The organism is Mesorhizobium sp. M7A.F.Ca.MR.362.00.0.0 (assembly GCF_004023175.1).
Taxonomy (GTDB): Bacteria; Pseudomonadota; Alphaproteobacteria; order Rhizobiales; family Rhizobiaceae; genus Mesorhizobium.
Genome location: NZ_RZTF01000196.1, coordinates 1 through 11,756, shown reverse-complemented (window position 1 = coordinate 11,756; position 11,756 = coordinate 1). Strand labels below are relative to the sequence as shown.

At 64.2% G+C, this 11,756-nt stretch carries 11 protein-coding genes and 1 pseudogene; 7 read left to right on the top strand and 5 right to left on the bottom strand.

All coding sequences use genetic code 11. The features are described from left to right. Positions 1-76: 76 nt before the first annotated feature. The 4 genes from EOC06_RS22020 to EOC06_RS22005 form a co-directional block, all read right to left on the bottom strand. Positions 77-1,258, bottom strand: a complete 1,182-nt coding sequence (locus tag EOC06_RS22020; RefSeq protein ID WP_127269719.1) for a PLP-dependent aspartate aminotransferase family protein — start codon at positions 1,256-1,258, stop codon at positions 77-79. Next, a complete protein-coding gene (locus EOC06_RS22015) occupies positions 1,255-2,676 on the bottom strand; it encodes a pyridoxal-phosphate dependent enzyme (protein WP_127269717.1) in 1,422 nt (473 codons plus the stop codon). Before EOC06_RS22015 ends, EOC06_RS22020 begins: the two co-directional genes overlap by 4 nt. A 412-nt stretch (positions 2,677-3,088) precedes the next feature. Beyond that, a complete protein-coding gene (locus EOC06_RS22010) occupies positions 3,089-4,423 on the bottom strand; it encodes an FAD/NAD(P)-binding protein (RefSeq protein WP_128308779.1) in 1,335 nt (444 codons plus the stop codon). Positions 4,424-4,454: 31 nt separating this feature from the next. Continuing rightward, positions 4,455-4,931 (bottom strand): Rrf2 family transcriptional regulator, encoded by a 477-nt coding sequence (locus EOC06_RS22005; RefSeq protein WP_128308778.1) that lies wholly within the window; start codon positions 4,929-4,931, stop codon positions 4,455-4,457. Between the two features lie 694 nt (positions 4,932-5,625). Here EOC06_RS22005 and tauA point away from each other — a divergent pair. The 4 genes from tauA (at position 5,626) to EOC06_RS21985 (ending at position 8,679) form a co-directional block, all read left to right on the top strand. Then, positions 5,626-6,639, top strand: a complete 1,014-nt coding sequence (gene tauA / locus EOC06_RS22000; RefSeq protein WP_128308777.1) for a taurine ABC transporter substrate-binding protein — start codon at positions 5,626-5,628, stop codon at positions 6,637-6,639. Between the two features lie 158 nt (positions 6,640-6,797). Then, positions 6,798-7,607 carry a taurine ABC transporter ATP-binding protein gene (locus EOC06_RS21995; protein WP_128308776.1) on the top strand — a complete coding sequence of 270 codons (810 nt, stop codon included), beginning with the start codon at positions 6,798-6,800 and terminating at the stop codon, positions 7,605-7,607. Continuing rightward, positions 7,604-8,464 (top strand): ABC transporter permease subunit, encoded by an 861-nt coding sequence (locus tag EOC06_RS21990; protein WP_127808555.1) that lies wholly within the window; start codon positions 7,604-7,606, stop codon positions 8,462-8,464. The genes EOC06_RS21995 and EOC06_RS21990 overlap by 4 nt, the downstream gene beginning before the upstream one ends. Before the next feature lie 29 nt (positions 8,465-8,493). Then, on the top strand, positions 8,494-8,679 hold the full coding sequence (locus tag EOC06_RS21985) for a hypothetical protein (protein ID WP_013528709.1): 186 nt from the start codon (positions 8,494-8,496) through the stop codon (positions 8,677-8,679). Positions 8,680-8,817: 138 nt separating this feature from the next. Here the strand turns inward: EOC06_RS21985 and EOC06_RS21980 are convergent, their stop codons facing one another. Next, positions 8,818-9,099, bottom strand: a complete 282-nt coding sequence (locus EOC06_RS21980) for a GIY-YIG nuclease family protein (protein WP_128308775.1) — start codon at positions 9,097-9,099, stop codon at positions 8,818-8,820. Positions 9,100-9,383: 284 nt separating this feature from the next. On the opposite strand from EOC06_RS21980, the gene EOC06_RS21975 reads away from it, so the two are divergent. The 3 genes and pseudogenes from EOC06_RS21975 to EOC06_RS43110 form a co-directional block, all read left to right on the top strand. After that, positions 9,384-10,337 carry a sulfonate ABC transporter substrate-binding protein gene (locus tag EOC06_RS21975; protein ID WP_128308774.1) on the top strand — a complete coding sequence of 318 codons (954 nt, stop codon included), beginning with the start codon at positions 9,384-9,386 and terminating at the stop codon, positions 10,335-10,337. A gap of 91 nt (positions 10,338-10,428) precedes the next feature. Beyond that, positions 10,429-11,592, top strand: a complete 1,164-nt coding sequence (gene ssuD, locus EOC06_RS21970) for an FMNH2-dependent alkanesulfonate monooxygenase (protein WP_164898686.1) — start codon at positions 10,429-10,431, stop codon at positions 11,590-11,592. Continuing rightward, positions 11,589-11,756: pseudogene (locus tag EOC06_RS43110) on the top strand (ABC transporter permease); the annotation flags it as partial. The gene ssuD and the pseudogene EOC06_RS43110, both read left to right, overlap by 4 nt.

Genomic DNA, 11,756 nt, shown 5'->3' with positions numbered 1-11,756 from the left:
TTCTCCCCGTCCCTATACGGGGAGAAATGCCCGGCAGGGCAATGAGGGGCGGCGCCGATTTTGGCGATTTGAGGGTCTATCCCCCCAGCGCCTGCTCCAAATCCGCGATCAGATCATCTCCATCCTCGATCCCCGCCGACAATCTTACCAGCGAATCCGATATACCGATCTCGGCCCGTTTCTCGGCCGGAATGGAGCCGTGCGTCATCAGTGCCGGATGCTCGATCAGGCTCTCCACGCCGCCGAGGCTTTCGGCCAGCGTGAACAGCTGCGTGCGTTCGAGGAACTTTTTGGTGCCGGCGAGGTCGCGGTCGAGCACGGCTGTGATCATGCCGCCGAAGGCGTGCATCTGCTGGACGGCGACGGCGTGCTGCGGGTGGCTGGCGAGGCCGGGATAGATGACGCGGCGCACGTCGCGGCGCGCTTCCAGCCACTGCGCGATCTTCAGCCCGTTGGCGGAATGACGCTCCATGCGCAGCGCCAGCGTCTTCAGCCCGCGCAGCGCCAGAAAGCTGTCGAACGGGCCCGAGATGGCACCGATGGCGTTCTGCAGGAATTTCAGCTGGGCGGAGAGATCCTTGTTGTCGCCGACCACGGCGACGCCGCCGACCATATCGGAATGGCCGTTGAGATATTTGGTGGTCGAATGCACCACGATGTCGATGCCGAGCTCCAGCGGGCGTTGAATATAAGGGCTGCAGAACGTGTTGTCGGCGACCGACAAAATGCCCTTGCGCCTGGCGAGTGCGGCGACGCCTTCGAGGTCGACGATGCGCAGCAGCGGGTTGGTCGGCGTCTCGACCCACAGCATTTTCGTCTCGGGCCGGATCGCGGCCTCGACGGCGGCGAGGTCGGTGAAGTCGACGAACGAGACCTGCAGATTGGCCGAGCGTTTGCGCACCCGCTCCATCAACCGGAACGAGCCGCCATAGATGTCGTCGGTGGCGACGATGTGAGCGCCGGAATCGAGCAGCTCCAGCACGGTGGCGATCGCCGCCAGGCCGGACGCGAAGGCAAAGGCGGCCGAGCCGCTTTCGAGGTCGGCCACGGCGCGCTCGAAGGCAAAGCGCGTCGGGTTCTGGCTGCGGGCATATTCAAAACCCTTGTGCACGCCGGGCGATTGCTGGGCAAAGGTCGAGGTGGCGTAGATCGGCACCATCACCGCGCCGGTCAGCGGGTCGTGGCTCTGGCCGCCATGGATGGTACGCGTCGAGAAAGCCAGACGGTTCTTGCCCGGTGGTGGTGTTTCAGCGGTCATCGTGCGCGCCTCAAATGGTTGATCAGGTCGATGCGGGTAATCAGGCCGACGAACTCGTCGCCGTCGAAGATGATGGCGACCTCGTTGCGGTCGAAGACCGGCAGCAGCGCATCCAGCGTCTGGCTGGCCTGCAGCGTGTGCAGATTGGAGGTCATGGCCGTGCGCACCGGGCCGTTGAAGCGCTCCCAGCGGCCGTCATAGGGGCCGTCGACCTTGGCCAGAATGTCGCTTTCGTCGACGATGCCGACGAGCTTGCCATTGTCGAGCACCGGCAGCTGCGAGACATCGGAACGGCGCATGCGGCCATAGGCATTGAGCAGGCTTTCGTCCGGGCCGACATAGACGGTGTCGCCGGTGCGGTGCGAGCGCATCACCAGATCGCGCAGGTCGCCATGCTGCTCGTGCTCGGCCAGCCCCTGCTCCGCCAGCCAGAAATCGTCGAACACTTTCGACAGGTATTTGTTGCCGCTGTCGCAGACGAAGGTGACGACGCGTTTGGGCACCGTCTGCTCGCGGCAATAGCGCAGCGCGGCGGACAAAAGCGTGCCCGAGGATGAGCCGGCGAGGATACCTTCCTTCGACAAGAGGTCGCGCACGGCCAGCATGCTCTGCTTGTCGGGGATCGAATAGGCCTTCTTGACCAGCGACAGATCGGCGTTGGGCGGCACGAAATCCTCGCCGATGCCTTCGACGGTCCAGCTGCCGGCCTCTTCCATCTTGCCGGTCTTGATCAGCGGCGCCAGCACCGAGCCGACCGGATCGGCCAGCACCATTTCGGTCTTCGGCGACACTTTGGCGAAGTAGCGGCCAAGCCCGGTCAGCGTACCGCCGGAGCCGACGCCGACGACCACCGCATCGACGTCACCGTCGAGCTGCGAAAAGATCTCCGGGCCGGTGGTGGTTTCATGCGCCAGCGGATTGGCCGGGTTGGCGAACTGGTTGGCATAGAAGGCGCCGGGCGTTTCCGCAGCGATCTTCTCGGCCATGTCCTGGTAATATTCGGCATGGCCCTTGCCGACATCGGAGCGCGTCATGCGCACCTCGGCGCCGAGCGCGCGCAGATGCTGGATCTTTTCGCGCGACATCTTGTCGGGCACGACCAGCACGATGCGGTAGCCCTTGGGGATGCCGACCTGGGCAAGGCCGAGGCCGGTATTGCCGGCGGTCGCCTCGACGATGGTGCCGCCGCGCCGGAGCTTGCCCTGCTTTTCAGCCGCGGCGATCATCGACAGTGCGATACGGTCCTTGATCGAGCCGCCGGGGTTCTGGCTTTCAAGCTTGATGAACAGCCGGCATTTGCCGGTATCGAATTTGGTCAGCTCGACAACCGGCGTCTGGCCGATCAGGTCGAGCACCGATTTGTAGGGCGGACGCAGGCGGGACAATTCGTCGGCTGCGGCGATCTCATGCTCGCTCATATCGATGCTCCATGACCAAGCGACCGCCTCTGGGCAGGGCGGCAGCGTATCCTCTTTTCCAGCCCTTTGCAGTTGGAAAGAAGATAGATCGTGCCAATCAACCGGCCAGATGCGGAATGAAATTCCGGGTTTGCGTTGGCGAGAGTGGCTTCGAAGTCAGGCGAACCCTCCGCGCGTTCGTCATCCTAGGGCGAAGCGACGCGAAGCGGAGTGTAGACCCTAGGATCCATGCCGTGACATTGGTCGAAGAATGCAGCGGTGCAGAATTAATTTGGAAGCATCCGGCTGCATCGACAGGTTTGCACCGCCGCAAAGCTCGCAGGTCGCGGCATGGATCCTAGGGTCTCCGCGACGTCGCTTCGCTCCTGCTCCGCCCTAGGATGACGACGGCGTTGGGATTTGCGCGGAGCTCTCAGCCGAGCAGCTGCTTGCTCAGCCTCGCACACTGCACGCGGATATCGGGAATGGCGTCGATCTCGAAGAAGGTGCCGCGCGTCAGCGGGCCGACGGCGAGGATCTTGGCAGAGATGGTTCCGTCGCCGGCGATGATCTCGCATTTGGCCGATACATCGAGGCCGATGCGCAGCGGATCCGGCCGTGCCAGACCGCGGTCGACCAGCGAGCGCACGACGCTGTTCGACGAGGTCGAGATGTCCCTGACGATACCAGAGCAATCGTAGATGCGGGCGACCTCGAAGGTCTCGAGACGCTGCGTGTGGCGCGACTGGACCTGGACGGTGAAATTGCCGTTGCGCGCGATGTCGACTACGCGGCCGGCGACCAGGCGAATGCGGCCGGATTGCACGGCTTCGGTGACACGGGCGTAGACCTCGGGCGCCATGCGATGGCGGTGGATGTCCCACCAGGCCTTGGTGTGCTCGACGAAGCGGCGCTTGGCGGAAGCCGGCCAGTTCTGCCAGATCTTCTGGTTGAACGGCCGCAGGCCGTCGACGACGTCGCGCCAGTCGATGCCGGCCTTCTGGTTTTCCTTGATCAGGTCGCGGAACCAGCCGACGAAATAGGAGAGCTGGGTGCCGAGCGGAATGTCGGCGACGTCGAGCTTGATCGGATTGCCCTTGCGATGCGGCGAGGGCAACAGGCCGCGCCGCGACACAGCTATGATGTCGCCGCGATGGCCGCGCTGTTCCAGCGCCAGGAAGGCATCGACCATGCTCAGGCCGGTGCCCAGCACCATGACGCCGGCGTCAGGGGGAAGTGCTGTGTCGGCTTCCGATCCCATCCTGATGGCATGGCCTTGCGCCGGCTCCTCGTCGTGGCCGGTTGCCAGCACGGCGAGATGCGCAACGACGCTGGTGCCGTTGGCCAGCGCCACTTCGACACCGGATGCGGTGGGCGTGATCGAGAGGCTTTCCTCGCGGATCAACCGAAGCCGCCCGGTCTGCTTTTCGCGCGCCTGCAGCTCGTCGAGCAACTCGCCGAGGTAACGGGCATAGATGCTGCGCGGCGCATAGAAGGGTGCCTGCTCGGCCGTTGCCAGGCCGCGCTCCTGCAGCCAGCGCCAGAAATTGCCGGGATCGTCGGCATAGGCGCTCATGCCGGCGGCACTGACATTCAAGACATGCGCCGACAGCAGCGTCGAATAGGCGATGCCCTGGCCGAAATGCGGGCGCCTTTCGATCAGCGTGACGCGCAGGTCGGGATTGGGCGACTTCAGGAGATGTGCGGCCAGCACGACGCCGCTGGCGCCGCCGCCGACAATGATGATGGAGTTGGCGCGCCCGGTCATAGGCGTGCCTTCGCTCTGCGCAACGCCAGTGTCAGGCCTGGACCTTCACCGCGACCGGCAGATCGCCGATGCCCCTCGCAACCGGCGGGTCGTCGAGAGAGATATCGCGCATTTCGGCGAGGCTGCGCTGATCGAGCACCTCGGCGATCGCCTGCCGGACCTCGAGCATCAGATGTCGGACTTGGCATGTCGCCTCGTTGCAATCTTCACAGCGCTGGTACTGGGTGCGGCTGGCGCAGGGGATCGGCGCCAGCGGACCGTCGAGGACGCGCACGACATGGCCGACCTTGATCTCATCGGCGGGGCGCGCCAAGCGATAGCCGCCATCCTTGCCCTTGCGGCTCTGGACGAAGCCGGCATTGCGCAACTCGCCCAGGATGGCGTCGAGAAACTTCTTCGGGATGTTGTTGCCGGTGGCGACGTCGTTGACGAAGGCGAGCTGTCCGGCCGGCAAGCGCGCGAGGTGGACAAGCGCCTTGAGGCCGTACTTACCTTTTTTGGTGAGCATGAGATCAAAATTTCTCTGGCATGCGACGGCATGGAACCATCGGTTGCAAAACGCCTGGCGGGCGTTGCCGCCGCGTCCGAGCCCGCATGACACATAAATTCTAGTGACATGATGTACAAGCCGAGAACTGCTGATTTTGCTTCGTTTTCAAGCCGCGCCGGCCACTTTGGCCAGCCTTTGTGCCCACAGGGACACAAAAGCGCACGACTTTGAGGGCGCGATCGTCGCGATATGGTGACTGCTCATCGTCGCCTCCAGTCTCAATGTCTATAAGATTACTATACTTACCCTCGAACACGCGGGATAGGTTTTCTAAATCGGCCGCTGTTTGAGGTATGGATTTGCCTGATATTGGCCTGGGTAAGAACCTATCATTCGTGCGTGAACGGCACAGAGTTGAGTACCGAAGCGTACCTAACTTCGTCATTCACGGGCGGAGCAGGAGCGAAGCTCCGTCGCGCAGACCATAGGATGACGAAGTCGGGAGGCTCGCGGAGCGCCATTCTTGTTCGTATGCGATTTGTCATCGGGGCGATGATGGCGGGTGCAGCCGCCATATGCGCTCGGGTGCTCCGTCACCGACAGCTTTTTTCTAACAAGCCCGCCTTCGTTGGAAGGATTTAACTCTACAAACCTAATAGAATTAGCGGACTATCATGGGGCATTCCGATTTTTCTCTTTTCAGGAGCCCTTCATGTCCACCATTTCGCGACGCATTGTTCTCCTCTCGTCGGCGGCGCTTGCCGGCGCGGCCTTCCTCGGCCCGGCCCATGCCGACGACCTCAAGATCACCATCGGCTATCAAACGGTGGTCGAGCCTTCGAAAGTGCCGCAGGCCGACGGCACCTATGAAAAGGAGACGAAGGCAGTAATCGACTGGCGCAAATTCGATTCCGGCGCCGATGTCATCGCCGCGGTCGCTTCCGGTTCGGTCGATATCGGCTATGTCGGCTCGAGCCCGCTGGCGGCGGCGGCTAGCCGCGAATTGCCGATCCAGACCATCTTTATCGTCGGCCTGATCGGCGAATCCGAGGCGCTGGTGGCGCGCAACGGCGCCGGCATCGAGAAAGTCGCCGACCTCGCCGGCAAGAAGGTCGCCGTGCCGTTCGTCTCGACGACGCATTACAGCCTGCTCGCCGCGTTGAAGCATGAGGGCGTGGATCCGAAGTCGGTCGAGATCCTCAATCTCAGGCCACCGGAAATCGCCGCCGCATTCTCGCGTGGCGACATCGACGCGGCTTATGTCTGGGATCCGGCGCTCGGCCAGATCAAGACGACGGGCAAGGTGGTGGTGGATTCCTCGCAGGTCGCCGCCTGGGGCGCGCCAACCTTCGACGCCTGGATCGTGCGCACCGACTTCGCCGAAAAGAACCCGGAAGCGGTGCGCGACTTCGTCAAGGTGACGGGCGCGTCCTATGCCGAGTTCCTCGCCAAACCCGGCGCCTGGTCGGTGTCGTCGCCGCAGGCAGCCGCGATCGCCAAGCTCACCGGCGCCAAGCTGGAAGAAGTGCCGCAGCTGCTCAAGGGCTATGTCTTCCCAACGCTCGAAGAGCAGGCCTCCGACAAATTCCTCGGCGGCGGCACGGTCAAGGCGGTGGAAGCGACATCCGCCTTCCTCAAGGAGCAAGGCAAGATCGACGCCGTGCTGCCGGACTATTCGAAATACGTGTCGTCGAAATACGTCACAGAGGCGCTTGCCTCGAACTAGTACTCGTTTAACGCAATTCCGGACGGAAAACCGCTTCACACTTTTCCTGGAATTGCTCTGAACCCGGCCCGCGCGCTTCTTCCCTGACGCCGCGTGCTGCCTGCCCCGGAACCGCTGAGGGCCGGGGCAGTCGGATTTCAACGAACCGCGAGGCATCCATGCCGCATCTCGTGCTCGACCCCCATCTCGTACTGGACCCCCATCTCGTATTGGACAAGGTCTCGATCCACTATGACGGCCAGGCGGAGCCTGCCGTCGAGCTTGTGTCGATCGATGTCGCCAAGGGCGATTTCGTCGTGCTCGTCGGCCGGTCCGGCTGCGGCAAGACCTCGCTGCTCAACGTCGCCGCCGGCCTTGTCGCGCCGGCACGCGGGCGCGCCTCCATCAACGGCAAGCCGATCACAGCACCTGGTTCGGACCGGGCGGTGGTGTTCCAGAACGACGCGCTGTTCCCATGGCTGACGGCGCGCGAAAACGTCGCCTTCGCGCTCAGGCTGCGCGGCGTCAGGCCCGCAGAGCGGGCCCAGCGCGCCGATGAGTTGCTGGCGCTGGTGAAGCTCACCGACGCCGGCGACAAGCGCATCTGGGAGCTTTCCGGCGGCATGCGGCAGCGTGTCGGCCTGGCCCGGGCGCTCGCCGCCGAACCGGAATTCCTGCTGCTCGACGAACCGCTCGGCGCGCTCGATGCGCTGACGCGCGAGCGCATGCAGACGACGCTGCTCGATTTGTGGACGGCAAGCGAGGTCGGCGTGCTGATGGTGACGCACGGCATCGAGGAGGCGCTGGTGCTGGCCACCCGCATCGTCGTGCTGGCGCCCGGTCCGGGCCGCGTGGTGCGGACTTTTGAACCCGGCTTCTCCAGGCGCTACGCCTCGGGCGAAGCCATCCGCACCATCAAGGCCGATCCGGCTTTTGCGGTGGCGCGTGGCGAATTGACCGACGCGATCTTCGAAGGAGAGGCGGCATGACCGTTACCTCCTACACCGAGCGGGCGGGACACAAGATCGACGAGGCCGATGGCCTGTCGGTGCCGTGGTCGCGGCCCAGCCCGAAACGCAAAGGCGTTTCGGCGCGCGCGGTCAGCGCGGTGACCATCCTGATGGTGCTGGCGCTGTGGGCGCTGTCGGCCCGCCTGCAACTGGTGTCGCCAGTGTTTCTGCCATCGCCTGCCGCCGTGTGGAACAAGTTCATCACCGTCGCCCGTGACGGCTTCGTCGATGCTACGCTGCTGCAGCATGCCGTCGCCAGCCTGGGCCGGGTATTCGCCGCGCTGGTCGCCGCCCTTGCCATTGGCGTGCCGGTTGGTCTCGCCATCGGCATCAGCACCATCGGGCGCGGCATCTTCGATCCGTTGCTGGAATTCCTGCGGCCGATCCCGCCGCTCGCCTACCTGCCGCTGGTCATCATCTGGTTCGGCATCGGCGAGCCGTCGAAGATCCTAGTGATCGCCATTGCCATGCTGGCGCCGGTGGCGCTGTCGACCGCGTCCGGCGTTCGCGGCGTCTCGCAGGAACGCATCAACGCGGCGCGCTCGCTGGGCGCTACCCAGCGCCAAGTGGTCCGCCACGTCATCCTGCCCAGCGCGCTGCCGTCGATCCTGACCGGTCTGCGCATCGCGCTCGGCGCCGGCTGGTCGACGCTGGTGGCGGCCGAACTGGTGGCGGCGACGCGCGGACTTGGCTTCATGATCCAGTCGGCCGCCCAGTTCCTCGTCACCGACGTGGTGGTGATGGGCATACTGGTGATCGCGGCCATCGCCTTCGTGCTCGAATTCACCATCCGCAGGATCGAGCGCGTGCTCGTCCCGTGGGCGGGACGCGAATGATCCGAGCCCAGAGGAGCAGGAGAATGACGATGACCCATTCCACCGCCGTGCTGTTCGCCCAAGCCGGTAACTGGCTTCTCGCCTGGACCAGGGAAAGCCAGCCGCTGGAACAGCAACCGAAATCGCCAACGCCGGTCCGCTGGGACGCCGAGCGCGACCGCCTGCCGCCACGCGACGAGAGTTTTTACTGGGCCTGGCAGTATTGGTCGCAGTGAAGGGGGTGGTGCGACTTTGCGCCGTCCCCGCGTCTTCGTCATCCTAGGGCGGAGCAAGGAGCGAAGCGACGCAGCGCAACCCTAGGATCCATGCCGCGACGGTGATGCCATGCTCCGGCGGTGAAAGAAACCGAGCGCCTACCAGCCGGTTCCACGAAAGAGCTCGAACCACTCCGGATTGGCTTTTTCGATCAACTCGATCTTCCATTGACGTGGCCAGCGCTTCAGTGACTTCTCGCGCTGGATGGTGATGTCGAAATACTCCTCGTACCAGACAAGGCGTTGCACGCCGTAGCGACTGGTGAATCGCGAGCCCTCACCGGATTTGTGCTCCGGCATGCGGCGGCCGAGGTCATTGGTGACACCAATATAGATCGTGCCGCGCTTCTGGCTCGCGGTCATGTAGACGTAGCCGGTCATGGTTGAAGGGTAGCCCGCGTTGGTGGGCGTGCAAGCGCCATTCTGATCCGTTGCATCCTAAAGCCAATGTCACGGCATGGATCCTAGGGTCTGCGCCGCGTCGCTTCGCTCCTTGCTCCGCCCTAGGATGACGAATTCTGGGTTGCCGTAGAAGACAATTCCACATCGATGCCTCAACTCGCAAAATCATTCCTCTACTAAATTTATAGAACTACCTAGCCTGATCCATCTTCCAACCGGCGAGGCCATTTCCGGCGCCGATCCGCAGCGAAGGAGAGGGATCAATGTTCAATCTAACGAGACGTGTTTTCGGCATCGGCCTGCTGGCGGCGACGGTTGCCGTGTCATCCGGCGCCACAGCGCAGGAGCTGAAGCAGCTCAGCATCGGCTATCAGAAGACCGGCCTGCCGGTGATCGCCAGACAGCAGCAGGTGATCGAAAAGGCCCTTGAAGACAAGGGCGTGACGGTCAAATGGGTCGAGTTCACCGCCGGGCCGCCGCTGGTCGAGGCGCTCAATGTCGGCGCCATCGATGTCGGCTGGACCGGCGACGCACCGCCGATCTTCGGCCAGTCGGCCGGCGCAAACATCGTGTATGCGGCGGCGCTGCCGTCGAATGGCGACGGCGAGGCGATCTTCGTCAAGCCGGCATCGCCGATCCAGTCGGTCGCCGACCTCAAGGGCAAGCGCGTCGGCGTCGGCAAGGGCACCAGCGCGCATAATCTGCTCGTCGCGGCGCTGGAAAAGGCTGGCCTTGCCTTCGACCAGATCACGCCGGTCTATCTCAGCCCGGCGGATGCAGCCGCAGCCTTCGCCAGCGACCAGATCGATGCCTGGAGCGTTTGGGATCCGTTCTTCGCCATCGCCGAAACCCGCTACCAGCCGCGTGTGCTGGCCCGCTCCAGCGAGGTGCTCAAGGTCAACACCTACTTCCTCGCCAACAAGGATTTCGCCAAGGCGCACCCCGAAACCATCACCACGACGATATCGGCGCTTGGCGAGGCGGCGAAATGGGCCGACCAGAACCGCGACAAGGTGGCCGCGGCGCTGCATGAGGTGACCGGTGTGCCGCTCGACGCGCAGATCATCGCCGCCAACCGCACCAAGTTCGGCATCTTTCCGATCACCGACGAGATCATCGCCGGCCAGCAGGCCACCGCCGACCGCTTCTACAAGCTCGGGCTGATCCCGAAAGCGGTCCGCATCTCCGACGCGGTGTGGACGGCACCCGGCAACTAACTTGTCCCCTGACGGCGCCGGGTGAGTACGCCCGGCGCCATTTGCGTTTGCACCCATATCTACAGGAGATCCGCCCGTGACTGTGCCAGACATGACCGCGCCTGCCAGCACTGCGCCGCTCGATTTCTTCTGGTTCATCCCGACGCATGGCGACGGTTCTTATCTCGGTTCCGAGGAGCAGCAGCGACCGCCCGAATTCGGCTACTTCAAGGAGATCGCGCAAGCGGTCGACCGGCTCGGCTTTCCCGGCGTGCTGCTGCCCACGGGTCAGAACTGCGAGGATTCCTGGATCACCGCGGCAGGTCTCGCGACGCTGACCGAAAAGCTGAAGTTTCTCGTTGCGCTGCGGCCGGGTGTCACGCTGCCGACTTTCGCCGCGCGCCAGACCGCCGCACTCGACCGCTTGAGCAATGGCCGCCTGCTGCTCAATGTCGTGGTCGGCGGCAACCCGACCGAGCTCGCCGGCGACGGCGTCTTCCTGCCGCATGACGAGCGCTATGCCCAGGCGCATGAGTTCCTGACCATCTGGCGCGGCCTGGTGTCCGGCGAGCGGGTCAATTTCGACGGCAAATATTACCGCGTCGAGAATGGCCGCCTCGACCTTCTGCCGCACCAGGAGCGGCCGCCGCTCTATTTCGGCGGGTCGTCGGACGCAGGCCAGGACCTCGCCGCCGACCTCGTCGACATTTATCTGACCTGGGGCGAACCGCCGGCGCAGGTTGCCGAGAAGCTGGCTGCGGCGCGCGCAAAAGCGGCACTGCGCGGCAGAAAACTGCGTTTCGGCATCAGGCTGCATTTCATCGTCCGTGAGACCGAGGACGAAGCCTGGCGCGCCGCCGACCGGCTGATCAGCCATGTCACCGACGCCCAGATCGAAAATGCGCAGGCGCGCTTCCTCAACCAGATGGATTCGGTTGGCCAGCGCCGCATGGCGCAATTGCATGGCGGACGCCGTGACAGGCTGGTCGTCTCGCCCAATCTGTGGGCCGGTGTCGGGCTGGTGCGCGGCGGCGCCGGCACGGCGCTGGTCGGCACGCCGGAACAGATCACCGAGCGCATCCGCGAATACCAGGCGATCGGCATCGATACCATCATCGGCTCGGGCTATCCGCATCTCGAGGAGGCCTACCGCGTCGCCGAGCTTCTATTCCCGAAACTCGGGCTCGGCACCAGGCGGCAGCGGGCGCATGAGAACATCGCCAACGAATTCTCGGTCGGCTTCCATGGCGCCAACCGCCTGCAGGCTTCGTCATGAGCGTTGCCACGCGCCTGCATAACAATGCCATCGGCTGGCTGCTGCCGGCGCTGGTTATTGCCGGCTGGGAGATGGCCAGCCGCGCGGGCGTCATGCCCGCCAACGTGCTGCCGGCGCCAAGTGCGGTCGCCGAGGCCTTCTGGCGGCTGACGCTGTCGGGCGAC